Origin of the sequence: Pararhizobium sp., assembly GCF_035497515.1 — a bacterium.
Lineage (GTDB): Bacteria > Pseudomonadota > Alphaproteobacteria > Rhizobiales > Rhizobiaceae > Pararhizobium.
Map to the genome: position 1 here is coordinate 1 of NZ_DATJDJ010000033.1, position 21,968 is coordinate 21,968.

22 protein-coding genes and 3 tRNA genes are annotated in these 21,968 nt (G+C 60.9%); 5 read left to right on the forward strand and 20 right to left on the reverse strand.

Annotation, left to right across the window (positions count from 1 at the left end; translation table 11 throughout):
- Positions 1 to 48: 48 nt before the first annotated feature.
- From nuoI to VL202_RS02835, 11 genes are all read right to left on the reverse strand, one after another.
- Positions 49 to 540, reverse strand: coding sequence for an NADH-quinone oxidoreductase subunit NuoI (gene nuoI, locus VL202_RS02785; RefSeq protein WP_325462653.1), 492 nt, complete (start codon positions 538 to 540; stop codon positions 49 to 51).
- Positions 541 to 604: 64 nt separating this feature from the next.
- Positions 605 to 1,648: an NADH-quinone oxidoreductase subunit NuoH gene (gene nuoH / locus VL202_RS02790; RefSeq protein WP_325462654.1), complete on the reverse strand. Its 1,044-nt coding sequence runs from the start codon at positions 1,646 to 1,648 to the stop codon at positions 605 to 607.
- Positions 1,649 to 1,669: 21 nt separating this feature from the next.
- On the reverse strand, positions 1,670 to 3,751 hold the full coding sequence (gene nuoG, locus VL202_RS02795; RefSeq protein ID WP_325462655.1) for an NADH-quinone oxidoreductase subunit NuoG: 2,082 nt from the start codon (positions 3,749 to 3,751) through the stop codon (positions 1,670 to 1,672).
- A gap of 103 nt (positions 3,752 to 3,854) precedes the next feature.
- Positions 3,855 to 4,457, reverse strand: coding sequence for an NADH:ubiquinone oxidoreductase (locus VL202_RS02800; RefSeq protein WP_325462656.1), 603 nt, complete (start codon positions 4,455 to 4,457; stop codon positions 3,855 to 3,857).
- Positions 4,458 to 4,463: 6 nt separating this feature from the next.
- Entirely contained in the window at positions 4,464 to 5,768 is a 1,305-nt protein-coding gene (nuoF, locus tag VL202_RS02805) for an NADH-quinone oxidoreductase subunit NuoF (protein ID WP_325462657.1), read from the reverse strand.
- An 11-nt stretch (positions 5,769 to 5,779) separates the two neighbouring features.
- Positions 5,780 to 6,934, reverse strand: coding sequence for an NADH-quinone oxidoreductase subunit E (locus VL202_RS02810; protein ID WP_325462658.1), 1,155 nt, complete (start codon positions 6,932 to 6,934; stop codon positions 5,780 to 5,782).
- A gap of 15 nt (positions 6,935 to 6,949) precedes the next feature.
- The gene (locus VL202_RS02815) at positions 6,950 to 7,216 is read right to left on the reverse strand and encodes a hypothetical protein (RefSeq protein WP_325462659.1); all 267 of its coding nucleotides are present in this window, start codon (positions 7,214 to 7,216) and stop codon (positions 6,950 to 6,952) included.
- On the reverse strand, positions 7,216 to 8,406 hold the full coding sequence (locus VL202_RS02820) for an NADH-quinone oxidoreductase subunit D (RefSeq protein WP_325462660.1): 1,191 nt from the start codon (positions 8,404 to 8,406) through the stop codon (positions 7,216 to 7,218). Before VL202_RS02820 ends, VL202_RS02815 begins: the two co-directional genes overlap by 1 nt.
- A 60-nt stretch (positions 8,407 to 8,466) precedes the next feature.
- On the reverse strand, positions 8,467 to 9,069 hold the full coding sequence (locus VL202_RS02825) for an NADH-quinone oxidoreductase subunit C (protein ID WP_325462661.1): 603 nt from the start codon (positions 9,067 to 9,069) through the stop codon (positions 8,467 to 8,469).
- A gap of 18 nt (positions 9,070 to 9,087) precedes the next feature.
- A complete protein-coding gene (locus VL202_RS02830; protein ID WP_325462662.1) occupies positions 9,088 to 9,666 on the reverse strand; it encodes an NADH-quinone oxidoreductase subunit B in 579 nt (192 codons plus the stop codon).
- On the reverse strand, positions 9,657 to 10,022 hold the full coding sequence (locus tag VL202_RS02835) for an NADH-quinone oxidoreductase subunit A (RefSeq protein ID WP_325462663.1): 366 nt from the start codon (positions 10,020 to 10,022) through the stop codon (positions 9,657 to 9,659). Before VL202_RS02835 ends, VL202_RS02830 begins: the two co-directional genes overlap by 10 nt.
- Positions 10,023 to 10,464: 442 nt before the next feature.
- Between VL202_RS02835 and VL202_RS02840 the strand changes: the two genes are divergently transcribed.
- Together VL202_RS02840 and VL202_RS02845 are read left to right on the forward strand one after the other, a co-directional pair.
- Positions 10,465 to 10,728 carry a DUF982 domain-containing protein gene (locus VL202_RS02840; protein ID WP_325462664.1) on the forward strand — a complete coding sequence of 88 codons (264 nt, stop codon included), beginning with the start codon at positions 10,465 to 10,467 and terminating at the stop codon, positions 10,726 to 10,728.
- Between the two features lie 240 nt (positions 10,729 to 10,968).
- Positions 10,969 to 11,187, forward strand: coding sequence for a hypothetical protein (locus VL202_RS02845; protein WP_325462665.1), 219 nt, complete (start codon positions 10,969 to 10,971; stop codon positions 11,185 to 11,187).
- A gap of 148 nt (positions 11,188 to 11,335) precedes the next feature.
- Here VL202_RS02845 and VL202_RS02850 read toward each other — a convergent pair.
- A tRNA-Asp gene (locus VL202_RS02850) sits at positions 11,336 to 11,412 on the reverse strand.
- A 52-nt stretch (positions 11,413 to 11,464) separates the two neighbouring features.
- Positions 11,465 to 11,541: transfer RNA gene (locus tag VL202_RS02855), tRNA-Asp, on the reverse strand.
- A gap of 358 nt (positions 11,542 to 11,899) precedes the next feature.
- On the opposite strand from VL202_RS02855, the gene VL202_RS02860 reads away from it, so the two are divergent.
- Positions 11,900 to 11,975 (forward strand) — tRNA-Val (locus VL202_RS02860).
- 238 nt (positions 11,976 to 12,213) lie between these two features.
- On the opposite strand, the gene VL202_RS02865 is transcribed toward VL202_RS02860, so the two are convergent.
- The 5 genes from VL202_RS02865 to VL202_RS02885 all read right to left on the reverse strand — a co-directional run bounded on the left by VL202_RS02865 (position 12,214) and on the right by VL202_RS02885 (position 19,321).
- Complete coding sequence (locus VL202_RS02865) at positions 12,214 to 14,982, reverse strand: glycoside hydrolase family 2 protein (RefSeq protein WP_325462666.1); 2,769 nt, start codon at positions 14,980 to 14,982, stop codon at positions 12,214 to 12,216.
- 117 nt (positions 14,983 to 15,099) lie between these two features.
- On the reverse strand, positions 15,100 to 16,428 hold the full coding sequence (locus tag VL202_RS02870) for an extracellular solute-binding protein (protein ID WP_325462667.1): 1,329 nt from the start codon (positions 16,426 to 16,428) through the stop codon (positions 15,100 to 15,102).
- A 63-nt stretch (positions 16,429 to 16,491) separates the two neighbouring features.
- Positions 16,492 to 17,337, reverse strand: coding sequence for a carbohydrate ABC transporter permease (locus VL202_RS02875; protein WP_325462668.1), 846 nt, complete (start codon positions 17,335 to 17,337; stop codon positions 16,492 to 16,494).
- The gene (locus VL202_RS02880) at positions 17,337 to 18,227 is read right to left on the reverse strand and encodes a sugar ABC transporter permease (RefSeq protein ID WP_325462669.1); all 891 of its coding nucleotides are present in this window, start codon (positions 18,225 to 18,227) and stop codon (positions 17,337 to 17,339) included. Before VL202_RS02880 ends, VL202_RS02875 begins: the two co-directional genes overlap by 1 nt.
- On the reverse strand, positions 18,224 to 19,321 hold the full coding sequence (locus tag VL202_RS02885; RefSeq protein WP_325462670.1) for a sn-glycerol-3-phosphate ABC transporter ATP-binding protein UgpC: 1,098 nt from the start codon (positions 19,319 to 19,321) through the stop codon (positions 18,224 to 18,226). Before VL202_RS02885 ends, VL202_RS02880 begins: the two co-directional genes overlap by 4 nt.
- Positions 19,322 to 19,452: 131 nt before the next feature.
- On the opposite strand from VL202_RS02885, the gene VL202_RS02890 reads away from it, so the two are divergent.
- Both VL202_RS02890 and VL202_RS02895 read left to right on the forward strand, forming a co-directional pair.
- Positions 19,453 to 20,478, forward strand: coding sequence for a LacI family DNA-binding transcriptional regulator (locus VL202_RS02890; RefSeq protein ID WP_325462671.1), 1,026 nt, complete (start codon positions 19,453 to 19,455; stop codon positions 20,476 to 20,478).
- 128 nt (positions 20,479 to 20,606) lie between these two features.
- The gene (locus VL202_RS02895; protein WP_325462672.1) at positions 20,607 to 20,861 is read left to right on the forward strand and encodes a hypothetical protein; all 255 of its coding nucleotides are present in this window, start codon (positions 20,607 to 20,609) and stop codon (positions 20,859 to 20,861) included.
- Between the two features lie 42 nt (positions 20,862 to 20,903).
- Here the strand turns inward: VL202_RS02895 and VL202_RS02900 are convergent, their stop codons facing one another.
- The gene (locus tag VL202_RS02900; RefSeq protein WP_325462778.1) at positions 20,904 to 21,281 is read right to left on the reverse strand and encodes a CAP-Gly domain protein; all 378 of its coding nucleotides are present in this window, start codon (positions 21,279 to 21,281) and stop codon (positions 20,904 to 20,906) included.
- A gap of 160 nt (positions 21,282 to 21,441) precedes the next feature.
- Positions 21,442 to 21,840 (reverse strand): (R)-mandelonitrile lyase, encoded by a 399-nt coding sequence (locus VL202_RS02905; RefSeq protein WP_325462673.1) that lies wholly within the window; start codon positions 21,838 to 21,840, stop codon positions 21,442 to 21,444.
- Positions 21,841 to 21,968 lie beyond the last annotated feature (128 nt).

Consider the following 21,968-nt stretch of genomic DNA (forward strand, 5'->3'; position numbering starts at 1 on the left):
CTGAATGATGTCCGCCTTGGCTGCGGACGCAATCCCGGCGCAGCGGTCTCAGCGGTAAGGCGAGTCCATTGCGATATTGCGGGCGACTTCCTGCTCCCAACGGTCACCGTTGGAAAGCAGCCGGTCCTTGTCGTAGTAGAGTTCTTCGCGCGTCTCGGTGGCGAACTCGAAGTTCGGACCTTCGACGATCGCGTCCACCGGACAGGCTTCCTGGCAGAAACCGCAATAGATGCACTTCACCATGTCGATATCGTAACGAACCGTGCGGCGGGTGCCATCGTTGCGGCGCGGGCCGGCTTCGATGGTGATCGCCTGGGCCGGACAGATCGCCTCGCACAGCTTGCAGGCAATGCAGCGCTCTTCACCGTTCGGATACCGGCGCAGCGCATGTTCGCCGCGGAAGCGCGGGCTGATCGGCCCCTTTTCGAACGGGTAGTTCAGCGTCGCCTTCGGCGCGAAGAAATAGCGCATCGACAGGAAGAACGCGCCGACGAATTCCTTGAGGAACAGCGAACTGACGGCTTGCGAAAGACTTGCCATCATCAACCTCCAAACGTGCCGGCCTGGGAGACGCCGGCTGTTTTTGTGAAATGGTTTGCGAACATCAGGCCCACACCACCAGTTTCAGCGTAATTGCAACAATGAAGACCATGGCGAGTGACAGCGGAAGGAAGACCTTCCAACCCAGACGCATCAGCTGGTCGTAGCGATAGCGCGGCACGAAGGCCTTCACCATGGCGAACATGAAGAACACCATCGAAGCCTTGAGGACGAACCAGACGATACCCGGGACCCAGTTGAGGAACCAGACATCGACCGGGGGCAGCCAGCCGCCGAGGAACAGGATCGTCGTCAGCGCGCACATCAGGCAGATGGCGGCATATTCGCCGAGCATGAACATCATGTACGGGGTGGAGCCGTATTCGACCATGAAGCCGGCGACCAGTTCCGATTCCGCTTCGACGAGGTCGAAGGGCGGACGGTTGGTCTCTGCCAGCGCCGAAATGAAGAAGACGATGAACATCGGGAACAGCGGCAGCCAGTACCAGTCGAGGAAGGAACCCGGCAGGCCCATCATCGTACCGAGGCCATCGCGCTGCGAATTGACGATATCCGTCAGGTTCAGCGAACCGACGCAGAGCAGCACGGTGACGATGACGAAGCCGATCGAGACCTCATAGGACACCATCTGCGCGGCCGAACGCAACGCCGACAGGAATGGATATTTCGAGTTCGATGCCCAGCCGCCCATGATGACGCCGTAGACTTCGAGCGAAGAGATCGCCAGCACATAGAGGATGCCGACATTGATATTGGCCATCACCCAGTTTTCGTTGAGCGGCACGACAGCCCAGGCCGCCAGCGCCAACGTCACCGAGACCAACGGAGCCAGCAGGAACAGGCCCTTGTTGGCGCCCGCCGGGATGACCGGCTCCTTGAAGACGAACTTCAAAAGATCGGCGAAGGACTGGAAAAGTCCCCACGGGCCTACCACATTCGGTCCACGACGCAGTTGCACCGCCGCCCAGACCTTGCGGTCGGCGAGCAGGACGTAAGCGATGAAAACCAGCAGCGCGACCAGCAGCAGCAGCGACTGGCCGATCATGATGGCCGTTGGCCAGACATAGGTCGAAATGAAAGCGTCCATTGTCGTCTTATTCCTTCGCGCTCATTCCGCCGCAGCTTTGAAATTGTTGCGTGCCAAAGCCGAACATTCGGCCATGACGGCGGATGCGCGTGCTATCGGGTTCGTCAAATAGAAGTCTTTCACCGGAGACGCAAACACCGATTTGGCCATCTCACCGGCTTTTTGTGCGAGTGCGGCAATTTCACCGCTTCCAGCCGGGGCAATCATGTCGACATCGGCGAAATGCGGATGCGCCGCATAGAGCTTGCCGCGCAGTTCGCCAAGCGAATCAAATGGCAGCTTCTTGCCGAGTACGTCGGAAAGGGCGCGGATGATCGCCCAGTCCTCGCGCGCATCGCCAGGCGCAAAGCCGGCCCGGTTGCCCATCTGCACCCGGCCTTCTGTATTGACCCAGATGCCGGACTTCTCCGCATAGGTGGCGCCCGGCAGGATGACGTCGGCGCCATGGGCGCCCTCATCCCCGTGCGAGCCGATATAGACGGTGAAGCCGGCGCTCTTGCCGGAAAAATCCATCTCGTCGGCGCCGAGCAGAAAGAGCACATCCGTTCCATCAAGCATGTCGGCGGCAGTCTTGCCCCCCTCGCCCGGCACGAAGCCAAGGTCGAGGCCACCGACACGCGAGGCGGCGGTGTGCAGGACGGCAAACCCGTTCCAATCGGCGGTCACTGCGCCAACCGCGCCAGCCAGCCTGGCAGCGGCAGCCAGAACCGAGGCGCCATTGCCGACGGAGATCGCGCCCTGGCCGATGAGGATCATCGGACGCTCGGCCTTCTTCAGCACGCTCAGGAACTTGCCCTTGCCGGAAACCAGTTCGGCCAGCGAGTCCGTGCCAGCGCCGAGATACTCATACGAATAGCGCAGCTCGGCCTGTTCGCCGATCACCGCGATCGGGAAATTGGCCATGCGGAACCGCTTGCGGATGCGGGCATTCAGAATCGAGGCTTCGAAACGCGGATTCGAGCCGATGATCAGCAGAGCGTCGGCATTTTCGATGCCCTGGATCGTTGGATTAAAGAGATAGCTCGAGCGGCCAAGCGAAGGATCGAGGGCCGCGCCATCCTGGCGGCAATCGATGTTCGTCGAGCCGAGCGAGGACATCAATTCCTTCAGCGCATACATTTCCTCGACCGAAGAGAGATCGCCGGCGATCGCGCCGATCCGGTCCGGGCTCGTCTTTGCAACGGCAGCCTTGATAGCGGCAAAGGCCTCGTTCCAGCTGGCGGGCTGGAGCCGACCATCGCGTTTCACATAGGGACGATCGAGCCGCTGGGTCTTCAATCCGTCCCAGATGTAGCGGGTCTTGTCGGAAATCCACTCCTCGTTGATCTCCTCGTTGACGCGCGGCATGATGCGCATCACCTCGCGGCCGCGGGTATCGACACGGATCGCCGAGCCGACCGCGTCCATGACGTCGATCGATTCGGTCTTCCCGAGTTCCCATGGGCGGGCCTGGAAGGCATAGGGCTTGGAGGTCAGCGCGCCAACGGGGCAGAGATCGACGACATTCCCCTGAAGCTCGGAGGTCATCGCCTGCTCGAGATAGGTGGTGATCTCGGCGTCTTCGCCGCGGCCAATCAGGCCGAGTTCGGCAATGCCGGCGACTTCGGTGGTGAACCGGACGCAGCGCGTGCAATGGATGCAGCGGTTCATCACGGTCTTCACCAGCGGGCCGATATACTTGTCTTCGACGGCGCGCTTGTTCTCGGTGTAGCGGGTCGAATCGACGCCGAAGGCCATCGCCTGGTCCTGCAGGTCGCATTCGCCGCCCTGGTCGCAGATCGGGCAATCGAGGGGATGGTTGATCAGCAGGAATTCCATCACGCCTTCACGGGCCTTCTTGACCATCGGCGTGGTCGTGAAGACTTCCGGCGTCTCGCCGTTCGGGCCGGGGCGCAGGTCGCGCACACCCATGGCGCAGGATGCGGCCGGCTTCGGCGGCCCGCCCTTCACCTCGATCAGACACATGCGGCAGTTGCCGGCAACCGACAGCCGTTCATGGAAACAGAAGCGCGGAACCTCGGCGCCGGCTTCCTCGCACGCTTGAAGCAGCGTGAAATGATCCGGAACCTCGATCTCTTTTCCGTCGACTTTCAGCTTTGCCATCTTAGTCTCAATCCTGTCTTTCGTTCGCCAGCATCAGCGGCAAACAGATATTATTAGGCACGCCAATCCTTGGACGACGCCATCGCGGCGGCGCCCGAAACTCTCAGTTCCCGCCCTTCATCAGGGCCTTTGCCTGCTCGACCCAGCCGTCCCGCGCGATACGCCCGGAAAACCCCAGATGCTCGTCGAACCGCTGCATATCCTTATCGGTCCACAGCGCGACATCCGCGTAACGCCGCACGCCCATGCCGTTCAGGACCTGCTCCAGCTTCGGGCCGATGCCCGAAATCTTCTTCAGGTCGTCCGCCTTCGTCTCGACCACCCGCGTTGCCGCCTTTTGCCGCTTCGGCCTTGCGACCTTCACTGCAGGCTTGGCTTCCGGTTCGGGCTTGCGCACCGGTGTTTCCACGGGCGCTTGCTTTTCCGTTTCAGCCGACGCCGCCGTCTGTGCCCGTTCCGCCATACCCTGCATCGCCCCGAGCATGAAGCCGGCCACATGGCTGGTCATGCCGATACCGATCGCGGTGGCTGCCGCAAACGCCGCCGCCGGGTGCTGTATCAGCGGATGCAGCTGCACCTTCGGCATATCCTTCAACCATTCGACCATGCCGAATGGATCATTGCCGCCGCCGATCCCGGAAGCGAAGGCAGGACCGGCAGATCCTGCCTCTTTGTCCTTGTCCATTCCGTGATCGGGCTTGGCCATGTGCCCCTACTCCGCCGCCTGAAGCACCGCACCATGCGAGGTGGAGTTGCGGGTATATTCGTCGATCCGCGCTTCCATCTCCGGACGGAAGTTGCGGATCAGTCCCTGGATCGGCCAGGCGGCCGCATCGCCAAGCGCGCAGATCGTATGGCCTTCGACCTGCTTGGTCACATCGAACAGCATGTCGATCTCGCGCTTCTGGGCGCGGCCCTGAACCATGCGTTCCATGACACGCATCATCCAGCCCGTGCCTTCACGGCATGGTGTGCACTGGCCGCAGCTCTCATGTTTATAGAAGGCTGCCAGGCGCCAGATCGCCTTGATGATATCGGTCGAGCGATCCATGACGATGATGGCGGCGGTGCCGAACGACGATTTCACATCGCGCATACCGTCGAAATCCATCGGCGCATCGATGATGTGCTCGGCCTTGACCACCGGGCAGGACGAACCGCCGGGAATGACCGCGAGCAGATTATCCCAACCGCCGCGGATACCGCCGCAGTGACGCTCGATCATTTCGCGAAACGGCGTTCCCATCGCATCTTCGAAGGTCGCGGGACGGTTGACGTGGCCGGAGACCATGAACAGCTTGGTGCCGACATTGTTCGGGCGGCCGATGGCCGAGAACCAGCCGGCGCCACGGCGCAGGATGGTTGGCGCAACCGCGATCGATTCGACGTTGTTGACGGTCGTCGGGCAACCATAGAGACCCATATTGGCCGGGAATGGAGGCTTCAGGCGCGGCTGGCCCTTCTTGCCTTCCAGGCTTTCGAGCAAAGCTGTTTCTTCGCCACAGATATAGGCGCCGGCGCCGTGATGGACATAAATTTCCATGTCCCAGCCGTGCTTGTTGTTGGCGCCAAGGAAACCGGCGTCATAACATTCGTCGATCGCCGCCTGCAGCGCTTCGCGCTCGCGGATATATTCGCCGCGCACATAGATATAGGCCACATGCGCGCCCATCGCGAAGCTCGCGATCAGGCAGCCTTCGATCAGCGTATGCGGATCGTGGCGCATGATGTCCCGGTCCTTGCAGGTACCTGGCTCGGATTCGTCGGCGTTGACGACGAGATAATGCGGGCGTCCGTCGCTTTCCTTCGGCATGAAGGACCATTTGAGGCCCGTCGGGAAGCCAGCACCACCACGGCCGCGAAGACCGGAAGCCTTCATCTCGTTGATGATCCAGTCGCGACCCTTTTCCAGGATCTGCTTGGTGCCATCCCAATGCCCACGGCTGAGCACACCCTTCAGCGACTTGTCGTGAATGCCGTAGATATTGGTAAAAATGCGGTCTTTATCGTCGAGCATGGTTCACCTGTCTATCGCGGCTTCTTGCCGAAAACTCTGATGTATTCGGCTTCGCCGCCCTTGGCCAGCGCCGTGGCCTGCTTGATCCAGTCGTCGCGTTCGATGCGGCCCTTGAAGTTCAGATAGCCGTCCACCCATTCGCGCTCGGCTTTCTTCCAGCCTGCGACCTGCGCAAAGGTGAAGATGCCGAGTTCGTGCAGGGTGCCCTCAATCTTCGGACCAACGCCCGAGATCAGCTTGAGATCGTCAAGAGCGGCCGGCTTTTCGATGCCCGCGGGACGGTTCTTGTCCTCGAGCGACGGCTTTGCGACGGCAGCCGGCTTGCTCATCAGAGCAGCAGGCGCTGCCGCAACGGTCCCGGCATTGCCGCCTTCTGCCTTCGTCTCGCCGGCGATCTTATCGTTGGCGGCGGATTCGGACTTTGCCGTAACTGGGGTCTTTAAGCTTGGATCGGTTTCCGGAGCGTCAGTCTTTGCACGGCCGGCATTCGACGGCGGCACGCTGACGGCAGCTTCATCGGCAACCTTTTTGGCGCGCGGCGCAGCCGGCTTCTTTTCCGGTGTCAGAAGCGTTGTGGGACCACCGACAGGCGCGGAGAAGATACGGTCGATTTGCGGACCGGGCTTAACGTCGCCGCCCTTGCCTGCGTCGAAACGGTCGATGATGTATTCCAGTTGCGGAACCGTCAGGTCTTCATAGGTATCCTTGAAGATCATCACCATCGGTGCGTTGACGCAGGTCCCCTGACACTCCACCTCTTCCCACGACAGCGTGCCGGCTTCGTTGGGTGTCAGCGGATCGGGATGGATGCGCTTCTTGCAGAGGCTGATCAGGTCTTCCGAACCGCGCAGCATGCAGGGCGTCGTGCCGCAGACCTGGACGTGGGCGCGCGTGCCGACCGGCTTCAACTGGAACTGGGTATAGAAGGTCGCAACTTCGAGCACGCGGATATAGGGCATCGCCAGCATATCGGCGACACTTTCGATCGCCGCCTTGGTGACCCAGCCATCCTGCTCCTGCGCCCGCATCAACAGCGGAATGACCGCAGATTGCTCGCGGCCCTTCGGGTATTTCTTGATCGTGGCCTTGGCCCAGACCGCATTGTCCTTGCTGAACGCAAAGGCCGCTGGCTGGACATTTTCATCGGCTAGTCGACGAACGGACATTCTTCCGGCACCTTATCAGTTAATCGAACCACACCGCGATTTCGTCAGGGAGACGAATTCGCAGGCATAGGCCGACTGGTCTTTTTGCACAAATACGATGTAGCGCGTGCCATTTTGCACTGCAGCCTTGATTTCATACCCCCTGGACAGCAACTGTCCGAGGCTGCCGCCGGACGAACCGCCAGCAACATTCGGATCATCGGACTTCTGCTCGGCATCCTGCGCCAAGGCCGGTCCGCAAGCCGCCAGCAATCCCAACAATCCGAAGGCCGCCGCGCGCATCAACGATCTACCTCGCCGAACACGATATCCAGAGAGCCGAGAATGGCGGATACGTCCGCCAACTGGTGGCCGCGACAGATGTAGTCCATCGCCTGCAGATGCGCATATCCCGGGGCGCGGATCTTGCAGCGATACGGCTTATTGGTGCCGTCCGAAACGAGATAGACGCCGAACTCGCCCTTCGGGGCCTCGACCGCGGCATACACGTCGCCTTCCGGCACGTGATAACCTTCGGTGTAAAGCTTGAAGTGATGGATCAGCGCTTCCATCGAGCGTTTCATCTCGCCCCGCTTCGGCGGCACGATCTTGCCGTCGAGTGACGAGACCGGTCCGATCTTGGCATCGCCCAACAGGCGATTAACGCACTGGCGCATGATCTTGGCCGATTCACGCATCTCGATCATGCGGATCAGGTAGCGATCGTAGCAGTCACCATTCTTGCCGATCGGAATGTCGAAATCCATGTCGGCATAACATTCGTAAGGCTGCGACTTGCGCAGATCCCAGGCCGCACCCGATCCACGCACCATGACGCCCGAAAAACCCCAGGCCCAGGCGTCGTCCAGCGTAACCACGCCGATATCGACATTGCGCTGCTTGAAGATGCGGTTTTCCGTCAGGAGCTCATCGATATCATCAACGGTCTTCAGGAACGGATCGATCCACTTGCCGATATCCTCGACGAGTTCTTGCGGCAGATCCTGATGCACGCCGCCGGGCCGGAAATAGGCCGCGTGCATGCGCGATCCCGAAGCGCGCTCATAAAACACCATTAGCTTTTCGCGCTCTTCGAAACCCCAAAGCGGCGGCGTCAGCGCTCCGACGTCCATGGCTTGCGTGGTCACGTTCAGGAGGTGCGACAGGATACGACCGACTTCCGAATAGAGGACACGGATCAGCTGGCCGCGAATCGGAACTTCCGTCTTCGTCAGCTTTTCGACCGCCAGCGCATAGGCATGCTCCTGATTCATCGGCGCGACATAGTCGAGCCGGTCGAAATAGGGCACCGCCTGCAGATAGGTCTTGGTCTCGATCAGCTTTTCAGTACCGCGATGCAACAGGCCGATATGCGGATCGACGCGCTCGACGATTTCGCCGTCGAGCTCCAGCACAAGACGCAACACGCCGTGCGCCGCCGGATGCTGCGGGCCGAAATTGATGTTAAAATTCCGGACGTTATGTTCGTTCATGCCGCTTGCTCCGAGCCGGGACACCTTCACGATAAGCGTAGGTGCCGGCCTTCCTTGTTCTTACTGCTTTGCCTTCTCGTCGCCAGGCAGAACGTAGTCCGTTCCTTCCCAGGGCGACATGAAGTCGAAGTTTCGGAATTCCTGCTTCAGTTCGACGGGCTCGTAGACGACACGCTTGACTTCGTCATTGTAGCGAACTTCGACGAAACCGGTCGTGGGGAAGTCCTTGCGCAGCGGATAGCCTTCAAAACCATAGTCGGTCAGGATGCGCCGCAGGTCCGGATGGCCGGTAAAGAGGATGCCGTACATGTCATAGGCTTCCCGCTCGAACCAGTCGGCGCCTGGATAGACGGCGCAGGCTGACGGCACCGGCTGATCTTCGCCGGTCGCGATCTTAATGCGGATGCGCAGGTTCTGCTTCGGCGACAGGAGGTGGTAGACGACGTCGAAGCGCTCGGCGCGCTTGGGCCAGTCCACACCGCAGATATCGACGAAATTGACGAAGCCACAGCGGGCGTCATCGCGCAGGAACGTCAGGAGTTCGATCACGTCGTCGGCGGTCGTGGTCACCGTCAGCTCGCCAAAATTGACGGCAGCATCGGCAATCAGCGCACCGCGCGTTTCGCGCAGATAGGTTGAAAGGTCGTTCAGGGCTTCACTCATTGATCAGGTCCCCTGCCCTTACCGTTCGATCGTGCCGGTGCGGCGGATTTTCTTCTGCAGCAGGAGCACGCCGTAAAGCAGCGCTTCTGCCGTGGGAGGACAGCCCGGCACATAGATATCGACCGGCACCACGCGGTCGCAGCCGCGCACCACGGAATAGGAATAGTGATAGTAGCCACCGCCGTTGGCGCAGGAGCCCATCGAAATGACGTAACGCGGCTCGGGCATCTGGTCATAGACCTTGCGCAGCGCCGGCGCCATCTTGTTGGTCAGCGTGCCCGCGACGATCATCACGTCGGACTGGCGCGGTGAAGCGCGCGGCGCGAAGCCGAAACGCTCGGCGTCATACCGCGGCATCGACATCTGCATCATTTCGACAGCGCAGCAAGCAAGACCGAAGGTCATCCACATCAGCGAACCGGTACGGGCCCAGTTGATGAGTTCGTCGGTCGAGGTGACCAGAAAACCCTTGTCGGCGAGCTCATTGTTGATCTCGCCGAAAAACTTGTCGTTGCTGCCGACCGGCTTGCCAGTGGAGGGATCGATGATCCCCTTTGGCGCCTGGGATACGGCCGGCATGTTGGTTGCTACTCCCATTCGAGCGCTCCCTTTTTCCATTCATAGATGAAGCCGATGGTCAGCACTCCGAGAAATGCCATCATCGACCAGAAACCGAACCAGCCCATCTCCTTGAAGGAAACGGCCCAGGGAAACAGGAACGCCACTTCGAGGTCGAAGATGATGAAGAGAATCGACACGAGGTAGAATCGGATGTCGAATTTCATGCGGGCATCGTCGAATGCGTTGAAGCCGCATTCGTAAGCCGAGAGCTTTTCATCGTCCGGCGCCTTGTAGGCGACCGCAAACGGCGCCACCAGCAGTGCAAGGCCGATAACCAGCGAAATACCGATGAAAATCGCAATCGGGATGTAGGAGCCGAGAAGGTCTGTCATTGTATCCGTCCCTGCCTGCGAGGCGCGCTGGAGAAGCGCAGAAAACAAGGCTCACAGGCCGAAAAATATGTTGCAACGCCAACGTGGTTAGCGCAGGCAGCGCCGCTGTGCAAGTCTTCAGAACGGTTTTCACCCCCTTGTATGGCCGGAATGAAGACCGGGCAAAATCTAGCATCTCCGGCAGCCCGGCGCAAATTGCCGCAAACCTTTGCAAAGGCGGGCACTACCGTGCGCCAGCCCTTTTGCCGCCGTTCTCGCGGACATATGGTCGCGCCGGCTAAAATCGATTGAAATGCCCCATGGCAGACACGGCAAGGCTGCAGGCGGTCCTTTCGAGATACGGCATCGCTGCATGGCCAGCATCCGCAATTTGCATGGCTTGCGGCACGCAATCGTGACGCAAGCTTGATTGCGTAAAGTAGCGCTAATGGAGTATTGCCTCATGGATGACATTATTTGGCATGAGAGTGTTTTGTTCGAACTGAACGACCGTCAGGATGTCATCACCGTGGCGAGTTCGCTGCAGGCGGCAGACCTGCTCCTCAACAAATGGCCGAAAAAACGCGGGCCGAGCTACAAGCTCGCCGTTTTGACCTGCCTTGATTCCTTTCGGGGAAAGCAGCCGCCGGAACTCGTTCGGCAGGACCTGATCGCCGCCGCCATCGAAGCGCATATCTACGTCAAGCCGCAGCCAGCCCGCACCTGACGGCCTGACGCGCCGCCGACACATAGGAGTGACAGGATGCCTCCAACGGCGTGAGTCTCAGTCTTCGCATGTCAAGGGCTCTTGCGAGCCGTGATCGTGTGAAACGGAGCGGCGAAAGGTCCAGGTGCCATGAGGAAGATTGCTCGCCATCGACATGCCCTGCCCTCTCGCATGCGATCGCCAGCCGCATGGGACATTCTTCATGACGAGGCATGTCGCTCCGGCAAGGGAATAACCTTTATGCCGATCATGGTGCGGCTCTCGGCCCTGCATGCGGGTTCTTGCGACGGCGAACCGCAATTCATGACAGCGAGTGACCTGCGCGAGGCGCTGATTCTCGCCTTGGGCGCGGACGAAGCCAGGATCGACTTCGTTTGCCGTCAGGTGGAGGAAGCCGGAAGCTGCGAACTTGGTGACGACCAGTCCACCTACCGCTTTGAGAAAGTCCTGCACGCCTGATCGTGCCGCGGCATCGACCGTATACCATTCCAACGAGAGCCAAAGGAGAAGCCTGGAAGCGCTGCAGGTGAGATCAGGCTGGGGGAATCACATCAGCGGCACAAAAAACGGTGCGCTGAAATCGAGGACATTTCCCATGAGACGAAAATGGCGCGAGTGACGGGGCTCGAACCCGCGACCTCCGGCGTGACAGGCCGGCACTCTAACCAACTGAGCTACACCCGCGCATTTATCGTGTAAAAATTCCGGATCCTGGCAGAACCAGTTATTCTTGAAATGGCGCGAGTGACGGGGCTCGAACCCGCGACCTCCGGCGTGACAGGCCGGCACTCTAACCAACTGAGCTACACCCGCGCATTTCATTTCAAGTGATCCGGATGCTTTTACATCCGTTCGAACCGGCTTGGCCGCTTCGATGAGCGGCTAACTACGAGGTTCATCTTTGGGTGTCAAGCAGGTTTGCAGACAAAACCGTGACAGTCAGTGAATTGTTTCCACAGGCCTGAAAGAACAGGATGAAAAGTCCATGGCATGGACCGGCGGCGCCTTCCCTGCTGTCGGCTTTTCCACATCCGATTTCTCCCGCCACCACCGAAGTTGTCGAGGCCTTGCAAAAAAATCAGAAAAATCTGAGTTTACGCTCTTGCGGTTTTTCACCGATACGCATAGATCACGGCCACCGACGCGGTGGACATTGCTTCTGCTTCGCGAAGGGCGATTAGCTCAGTTGGTAGAGCGCCTCGTTTACACCGAGGATGTCGGCGGTTCGAGTCCGTCATCGCCCACCATTTTCCTTTTTCGGTTATCCTGTCTTCAGCCCCTGTGTCGGCGTTCTGCAGTATCTCGAGCGCGGTGACGGTGCGCAACTGTCCAATCGCTTTCAAACGCAATTGTTTTCACTAGCCCTGAGGCAAGGATGCGGCTGTCGGGCGGATCGTGCCGCCGCCGGTTTTCCAATGGCAAGGCCGCGCAAGAATGAAATTTTGCGCGGCCCTGGTACGGCAGAACGGACCCGTGCAGATCAGCTCACTGGCGTCTTGCAAGCACCAGCAGACCGTCATAGAGCGCTGTTGCCAGAGGATCGGCGTCGGGCGCCTGCTGGTTCAGCCTGAAGGTCGTCGCCACCAGCTTGCCGCGACCGAGCCGCTTCTCGATGATGAAGGCAGCGGGCTTGTGGACCCAGCCGATGACGACGCCGGCATGGACGCGCCCCTGGAATTCCCAGGGCCGGAAACCGCTCATCACCTGCAACGGCACGACATCGGTGAAGGACAGGTCGAACAGCGGACCACCAGGCACATGGGCGAAGGCGCCGTCGCGCCTGAGCCAGGAGAAATTACCCACCCAGTCGCCGCGCCAGATCGACTTGTGGCGGTTGACCAGATTGTAGCCGGGGAAACTGAAATAAGGCCCGGAAATCATGCCTCCTGCTCCCGGGTCGATCTCGATCGACATCGGACCATCGCGCGGGGCCAGATCGTCCCGCAGGCGACCAGGCTCCTTGTCGACGATTTGCAGGACGCGCTCGCCCGAGTGGATCGCTTCGACGCGCCCGGCATCGAGATCATGGGTCACGAACACATCGGCTTCACCCCGCGCGACGCTGAGATGACCCAGCGCCGTCAATCGCTCGGAAATGTCGTCATTGTCCGAGGCGAATCGAATCGGCGCCAGGGCGTCACGCTTGCCGTAGACGGCGATGTTTTCAGAGTTGCGCGACAGCACGGTGCCATCCGGCGCGACGAGGCTGAAGCTTGCCTTGCGGATTTCGGATGCCGAAGCCGGTACGGCGACCGGAACGATCCTTGCGTCATGCACCTGCATCGGCGTGACAGGCGGCAGCGCCACCTCGCCCCTCTCCGCGCCGAACTCCCAGGTCAGCCGGCTGCCTTCGGGAAGCGTGTCGCCGCCGGTCGAGACCTTGATATCGAACGGGACCTCGTCGCCGCCATGGACCGCGTGGCGGGAAGCGCCCGGCGCAATGACGATGTCCGAATTGACGGCCGGCAGGGCCTGCGCGAAGGGGCGCGGGTTGCGCGCCATGTCCATCAGACCGTTGCCTTCCCAATGCACGTCGGTGAACTCGGTGATAACGTAACCACCGATCGGAGCGTGGCTGCGGATGACCTCGATCTCATATTTCAGGTTCATGTACTGATACCACTGCACCTGCTCGATGAACTGGCCGACCGTGCCAAAAACCTGACCAAGGCCGAGTTCGCGAAAGCGTGCCTCGATGCCCTGCGGCAGCGCCGCACCATCGGCCCAGGTCGCGCCATAGGCCATCCACCAGGGATCGCGGCCGGTCTCGTCGCGCAGAAGGGCCGGATCGGGCAGGCCCCAGACGCCGAATTCGGAGAGAATCAGCGGTTCCTTGCGGGTGCGCACGGCTTCATTTTCGGTCGAGAAGGTCCAGTCGGCATTACCGGCAAATTCCCGGCAGAGCGTGTCCCATTCTTCGCGGCGGTCAACCGCCGTGCGGTAGAAATGATAATCGTTGATGTCGGTCTTGACGTGCACGTTCGGGAAGCAGGCGGAATTGTCGACGACAAGACGCTGCGGATCCTCCGTGCGCAGCCAGTCGACCATGTCGGAAATCCACTGGCGCTGCTCGGCCGATTCGCGCAACCGGGTGCCCCAGTCCTCGTTGATCAGCGTCCAGATGACGATCGAGGGATGGTTGCGGTCGCGAGCCAGAATACCTTCCATCGTCGTGCGAAGCCGCCGGGCGGAGGCTGGGGTGAAGGTTTCGATATTGGGAATTTCAGTCCAGATCAGCATGCCCAGACGATCCGCCACCTCGTAATAACGTGGATCCGGCACCTTGATATGGCACCGCAGGCAGTTCAGCCCCATCGCCTTGGCCTTGCGCAACTGGTCCTCCAGCAGGTCCAGCGAAGGCGGCGCGCCAAAACCGTCGGGGTAATAATCCTGATCGAGGGCGGCGCGCAGATAAAGCGGCTGGCCGTTGAGATGGAGAAAACCGTCCTTCGCTTCGAAGCGGCGGAAGCCGAAGGCCTCCTGCCGGCTGTCGATCTCCCGGCTGTCGACAATCAGCGTCGCGCGGATCGTATAGAGGTTCGGCCTGTCCGGCGACCAGGCCTGGACGGCATCGAATTGGACCGCATGGTCGAGGGTCGTGCCGCCAACCGGCAGCGTGCCGGAAAAGATGGATGCGTTGTCCGGGCCGGTAATATCGATTCGCAGCAGACCGGTGACGTCTGTCGTCAAGCCGGCCTTGATTTCCAGACGGCCTTCCGGCCAGACCGGGTCGAGGCGCAGGGAGACGATGTGCCTTGAATCGCGCGCTTCAAGTCTCACCGACTGCCAGATGCCGCCCTGCGGGCCGTACCAGCTTTGCTTGCCGTGCGGGATTTCGGCAAAATCGGTGTCGTGTTCCTTGCGATGCGCATCCGGCAGGACAGCCACGACCTCGACCGTGTTGTCGGCCTTCAGCAGGCCGGCGGGAATGACGAATTCGAAAGGAAGATAACCGCCCTCGTGACGACCGATCTCCGTGCCGTTGATCGAAACGATCGCGAGATCGCTGACCGCGCCGAAGCAGATGGCGATTTCCCGGTCACCCCAGCCGGTCGGCAGCGCGAACGTCCGACGGTACGTCGCGGATCCGAAGCTGACGGCGAGATCCTCGAAGCAGGACTGCCAGTGTGCCGGCACTTTTGCTTCACGCCAGTCGCCATCGCTTTCGTGACGGAACTGCCAGAGGCCATCGAGAGAGTGCAGCGCACGAAGCGGCGTGCTGGATGTGGCTGACGTGCGGGAATGCGCATTCATCGGATCGTCCTTGGATCGGTTCTTATGGTCAGGTCGGCAACAGTTCGAGGTCCGGGACACGCGCCGCAAAGCGCGTATCCCGGTGGGAGGCCAGCCCCGAGGGGCTGGGTGGAGGCTTTAGCGGTTGCGACGCAGGATGCGCTCGACGCCGGCCTGCATGGCATCGACCGCCGTCTGCGGATCGGTGCCGGTCAGCCACATGGCGTTGAGATCGGTGGTCATCGCGTTGTAGACGGCGCGCTGGTTCTGGATCTGCGGCAGCGCCGTGGCATTCTTGGTCGTATCGGCAAATTCCGCGCGGTGCGGCAGCGCCTTGAATTCTTCCGAATCGAGGACCGACTGTCGAACCGACAGGTGACCGGTTCGCGACCATTGGAAATTGTTGTCGTTGAGGAATTTCAGGAAGGCGAGTGCCGCCTCTGTCTTCTCGGCGCTGCGGGCGTCATCCTTCGGGATCACCCACATATGGCTGTCGGCCCAGACCGCCGGCTTGGAATAGATCTGCGGGACGTTGGCGACGCGGTAGTCCTTGAGCGCCACCTTGCCGCTCTTGGCCTGGGTATCATAGTTGTCGACGCCCCAGGTGCCGTTGATCAGGATGCCGGTTTCACCGTTGAGGAAGGCCTGCTCGGACCCCGGATAATCGAGCGCCGAATTGATCAAGCCTTCGGAATAGAGCGACGAGATCAGCTTGGCGGCGTTCAGGCCTTCCGGCGTGCTGATGCTGGCGGTCTTGCCGTCAGCGGCGAGGACGTCGACGCCCTGCTGCCACATCAGCGTGTCGAAAACGCGAACCATCATGCCCTCGGAACTCTGCGATTCCGAGCCGATGTAATATTTGCCAGTCGCGTCCTTGAATTTCTTGCCCTGTTCGAGCATCTCTTCCGGCGACGCCGGCAGGATGAGGGAGCCGTCCGCATTGACGAGGCCGGCCTGCTTCATCAGGTCCATGTTGACATGGAACAGGAGCGCGTGAAGGTCGTAGGGAAGCGCGTAGACTTCATCTTTCGCCGATGCGTTCTTCAGCGCCGCGGGAACGAAGTCGTTCGTATCGATGCCAATATCCGCCATCGGCTTGGTCAGCGGGGTCAAAAGATCGCGATCGGAGAAATTCGGCATGACCGAGGCATGCATGACGGCGACGTCGGGGATGTTACCGGTGGAATAGGTCGCGGTCAAAAGGTCGTAATAGGCGCCCCAATCGACCGTCTGGGTGACGACCTTGGCGCCGATGGTGTTTTCAGCATTGAACTTGTTGGTCAGCGCCGTGATGATGCCGCACTCGCCGTTGGCCTTGGCCATATCCGTCACGTCGCCATATTCGGTCTTGCAGTCGCCGAAGAAGCGGAAAAACGAGATGTCGACGGCATTGGCGGAACCGGCCCAGAGCGTGGTCATCAGTGCCGTGGCAAGAGCCAGGCGTTGCAACGTTTTCGTCTTGTGCATCATATCCTCCTTGTCGATGCGGGTATTCTCATGCCGTCCCGGCCTCCGCCGGGGCGTCGTCGTCTACTTGCCGGCGCTCATGGCGACACCCGCCACGATGAAGCGCTGGAAGATCAGGAAGAGAAGAACGATGGGCAGGCTGGCGAAGACCGCCGATGCCATGACCGCGCCCAGCCCCTCGGAGAAGGCGAAGTTGCTCTGGATCGAGGCCAGGCCAACCGTGACCGTGTACATGTCGGCCTTGGTTGCCGAGACGAGCGGCCAGAGAAAGTCGTTCCAGGCGAAGATGAAGGTGAACAGGCCGAGCGTCGTCAGCGCCGGAACCGACAGCGGCAACATGATCTTCAGGAAGATCGTCAGCCGCGAGGCATGGTCGATCGCCGCCGCTTCCTCGAGTTCCTTGGGAACGCTGCGGAAGAACTGCATCATCAGGAAGACGCCGATCGGCACCGCCACACGCGGCATGACCAGTGCGAAATGCGTGTTGTGCAGCCCCCAGCCGGACACCATCGTATGCAGCGGAATGAACACCGCCTGTTCCGGCACCATCAGCCCGGCGACCATGAGCATGAACAGCGTCTTCTTGAAAGGAAATTCCAGCCGGGCGAACGCGTAGCCGGCCATGGACGAGACGACCAGCACAAGGCAGGTCATCGTTACCGAGACGATCAGGCTGTGCATCAGCCAGCGCGGCACGGTATCGAGCTTCAACAGGCCGATATAGTTGTCGAGCGTGAAGGGCACCGGGAGGAAACCCGCGGTCGAGCGCATCAGCTCGGCATTCGGCTTCAGCGACATGGCGACCACCCAGATGACGGGCAGAAGCCAGAGGATCGCGAAGGCGACGGTTGCCCCCAGGATCAGCAGGTCGGTGACGCGGCGCAGGCCGTTCGTGCGTGCGCTTGCCATCACTCGTCTCCCTTCCGTCCGAGCCAGAGCTGCAGCATGGTAAACCCCAGCATCAGGATGAAGAGTCCGAAGGACATGGCCGTGGCATAGCCGACCTGCCAATCGCGGAAGCTCGTTTCATAGATGTACTGGACCAACGTGCGCGTACGGTTGGCCGGCCCGCCCTGCGTCATCAGGTGCGCCTGACCGAAGATCTGGAACTGCCCGACGATCTGCAGCACCAGCACCAGCAGCACCGTGTGACGGATCGAGGGCAGCGTGATGCGTCCGAGCACGGTGAACCGGCTGGCATGATCAAGCTCGGCCGCCTCATAGAGTTCTCCCGGGATCTGGCTGAGCGCCGCCAGGAACAGGGCCATCGGCAGGCCGACACCCCACCAGAGCGTCGTCAACGCGATCGACGGCATGGCGAGCGTCGGGTGGCCGAGGAAATTGACGGGCTTCATGCCGATGAAATGGAAGAACGGCACCAGCAGGCCATTGTCCGCCGACAGCACCATCGACCAGACCAGCGTCACCACCGAGACCGAAAACACGCTCGACATGAAGAACACGGAGCGCAGAACGCCCTTCAACCGTCCCTGCCCGAAAACCGCGAGCGCCAGGACCAGCGCCAGGGCGGTCATCGTCGGCACGGTCATCGCCACGAAGGTCAACGTATTGCCGACGGCCTTCCAGAAGATCGTGTCGGTCCACAGGTCCTGGTAGTTCAGGAAGCCGATATATTCCCGATAGCTGCCGGCGAGTTCCCAGTCATGCAGGCTGATCCACAGTCCCTTGAAGAAGGGATAGACGAGAAACACAAGGTAGATCACGGCGAACGGAGCGAGGAAGAGATAAGCGGCAAGCGCGTCGCGCCTGCGGGCGGCGATCAGGCTGCTGGCGCTCATGCCCCGCCTCCCGAATACTGGGTGATCGACAGCGTTTCGGCGTCAAAGACATGGCGCGTGCCGTTGCCTATGGCGAAGCGGGCGATCGAACCGATCACCGGCGCTGTGCCGCCGCGCAGTTCCGAGACTACCGAGGTCCCGTCCGCCAGGGTCGCATAGACCAACTGCATAGAGCCCAACTGCTCGACGACATCGACGGTGCCGCTCAGCGCACCCTCGTCTGTGGGGGACAGAATTTCCGGCCGCAGCCCCACTGTCACCTTGTCGCCAGCTTTTGCGGAACCGGCCCGCACTTTCGTGGTCAGCCTTGCGTCACCCGGGCAGACCAACTCGACCACATCGCCATCAACAGCCGCGACCGTCGCCGGGATCAGGTTGATGCGCGGCGCGCCGAGAAATCCCGCAACGAAGGCATTGACCGGGCGCTCGTAAAGTTCGATCGGCGCTCCGACCTGCTCGATCTGCCCTGCTCTCAGCACGACGATACGGTCAGCCATGGTCATGGCCTCGGTCTGGTCGTGGGTCACATAGATCATGGTTGCGCCGAGGCGGTGGTGCAGCTTGGCGATCTCGGTGCGCATCGAGACGCGCAGCGCCGCATCGAGATTGGACAATGGCTCGTCGAACAGGAACACATCCGGCTCGCGCATGATGGCGCGGCCGATCGCGACGCGCTGGCGCTGGCCGCCGGACAGGGCGCGCGGCTTGCGGTCGAGATAGGGCTCCAACTGCAGGATGGCTGCGGCCTTGTCGATCCGCGCGGTGATTTCCGCCTTGGGCGTGCCGATATTCTTCAGGCCGAACGCCATGTTTTCCCGCGCGGTCATGTGCGGGTAGAGCGCGTAGTTCTGGAAGACCATCGCGACGCCACGGTCACGGGCGGCCATCTCGTTGACCCGATCGCCGCCGATCAGCACGTCGCCACCGGTAATGCCCTCGAAGCCGGCGATCATCCGCAGCAGCGTGGACTTGCCGCAGCCGGACGGCCCGACGAAGACGACGAACTCGCCATCATTGATGGTGAGCGAAACGTCACGAATGACATTCACCGCGCCATAGTTCTTGGACACTCCCCCGAGCGTTACCCCTGCCATGCACTCCTCCCAGAGTGATTAGTTATATATTACTTGTTATAACTAAAATTATTAGCACGCAAGCCTCATCGGGGCTTTTGCGTTCACAAAACTTCGTGCTAATCGGAAATCCAGTCTTCCAAGGGGTTCGCGTGTCCAAGAAGCCAACCATGTCCGACATCGCCACCGCCTGCGGCGTCTCGCAGGCGACCGTGTCGCTTGTGCTCAACAATGCGCCGGGGACACGCATCTCGGCGACCACACGCGAGGCTGTTGTGAATGCCGCGGCGAAAATGGGTTACAGCACACCGGCACGCCATATCGACCGGCGGCCGCTTCTCGCCATGATCATCAACGAGGTGACGAGTTCTCCGCATGTCGCCGGTCTGATCGATGGCGCAGCGGAAGCGGCCAATGAGCTCGGTTATCTGCTGGCGGTGATGCCGACGGCGGCGGACGAGGAAGCGGAACAGTCCGCACTGGAAAGCCTTGCGACATTGTCGGTCGCCGGCGTGATCTATACGCGATTGATCACACAACAGGTGACGACACCGCCTCAACTCGGCGACCGGCCGACGGTCCTCCTGAATTGCTATGCGGTGGACAAGCCCCTGCCCAGCGTCGTTCCCGGCGACCTTTCGGCAGTGATGAATGCGACGCTATCGCTGATCGAGGCCGGGCATACGCGCATCGCCTATATCGGCGGCGAGGATTCGATCGAAGCCTCCCGGGAGCGTATCAAGGGCTATCGCCGGGCGCTGACGATGCACGACATTCCAGTGGACAATCACCTCATCATCAAGGGGCGCTGGACCATTCAGGGCGGTTACGCCGCCTTCAAGCGGTTGCAGACGCTGGCCGAGCCGCCGACGGCGATCTGCTGTTTTTGCGATCGCATCGCCATGGGCGTCTATGAGGCTGCGAAGGAAGCGGGCCTGAAGATTCCGCAGGATCTTTCCGTTATCGGTTTTGACAACGAATCCTATTCCGGCGACATGCTGCCACCGCTGACGACCATGCAACTGCCGCATGCCGACATGGCCCGTTATGCGGTCGAAAAGCTGGCTGAAATCATCGCCGCACCGCGCGCGCGCCACGAAAACCACAAGATGAAACTGGAATGCGAGATGATCGTGCGCCAGTCCGTCGGGCCGTTGAACCAGCGGGATTCGCAATAGCCTGCAGGCGCGGCCTGACGAGAGTCATGTTGACAGAGGTCTCCCCCTCTTGCCATTCGGCCGCCACATCGCCATGTGATGCCAGCAAAATCGCGCGCCCGCTCGGCGGCCGAAACAGGGGACCTCAGATGAGACTTGCACTTTTGGCCATAGCCTTCGCCTCCGGTCTCTCCGCCTGTTCCATCCCCGAGATCGAAGCCATTCCGGGCAGCATCACCTACAAGGGCCAGCCAACAACCAAGCTGACCAAGGCGCCGGTCGGCAGCACCTTTCATCATAGGCTGAACGACGAGTATGGCCGCCCCGCCGAGGAAACCTACATCATCGAACCGGACCGGACCCTGAGGCTGGTGCGGCGCGAGCAGATCATCGACCCGAACTGAGCCGGAAAGGCGCCAAGGCACCGTTCGGGCCGGACAAATTCCTCAGACGTCTTCCTTTTCGCGAACCGGCGCCTTGCGCTTCGGCTCTTCCGGCGCCTCGGGCATATAGGGCTTCTCGCCTTTCGGCGTCGGCGCCAGCAGGTTTTTCAGGGCTGAAAGACGGTCCTTCAGCAGCGGCCGAAACCGCGTGGCGCGGTAGGGCATATCGGCGGCGCCGTAGCCTTCCGGGCCATCATCATCGCCGCGATAAATTTCCGCCAGCTTGACGCCGATGAACTCTCCGTCGATATAATGCTTGTACGGACCGACCCAGCGGATCGTGTAAATCTGCCCCTTGCGGATACCCTGGTCGATCGAGACATGCTTGAACTTGTCATCGATGCAGACGACTTTCTGCCCCACATGAAAATTGTACATCAGCCAAACCTCTGAGCAGCAGTCCCGGTACAATCGAGACCGGTAAATCCGATGTCATCAGATAGCGGTCTTGCCAGTCCCATGGCAACGGATAATACCAAGGATCCATGATGGAAACCCATGGGTCCCATCATGGATCCTTGGTACAATATCAGCACAAGCCCTATTGTCCCTGATACTGCCCGTCCGTCACCTGCTCCAGCCAATCGACCGCCTTGCCGTCGAGCGCTTCCTGGATGGCGATATGGGTCATGGCGGTGGTCGGCGCGGCGCCGTGCCAATGCTTTTCGCCCGGCGGAAACCAGACGACATCGCCGGCCCGGATTTCGCGGATCGGCCCGCCCCAGCTTTGCGCCAGCCCGCTGCCTGAGGTGACGATCAGGGTCTGGCCGAGCGGATGGGTGTGCCAGGCCGTCCGCGCACCCGGTTCGAACGTGACGGAAGCACTGCGGATGCGGGCTGGTTCCGGGGCATCAAAAAGGGAATCCAGGCGAACATTGCCGGTGAAATAATCGGCGGGCGGGCGAACTGACGGGCGAGACCCGCAGGCTTTGATTTCCATGAAGATGGCTCCTTGGCATGGGCGCCCGGCTGTTCAAACAGCAGCGCGACTGGAAGAGACACATAGCGTGGCTCCGGAGAAAGTCCCGTTTTCGGCAACCTGAATGTGAACCGCGCCGTCCACTGCAT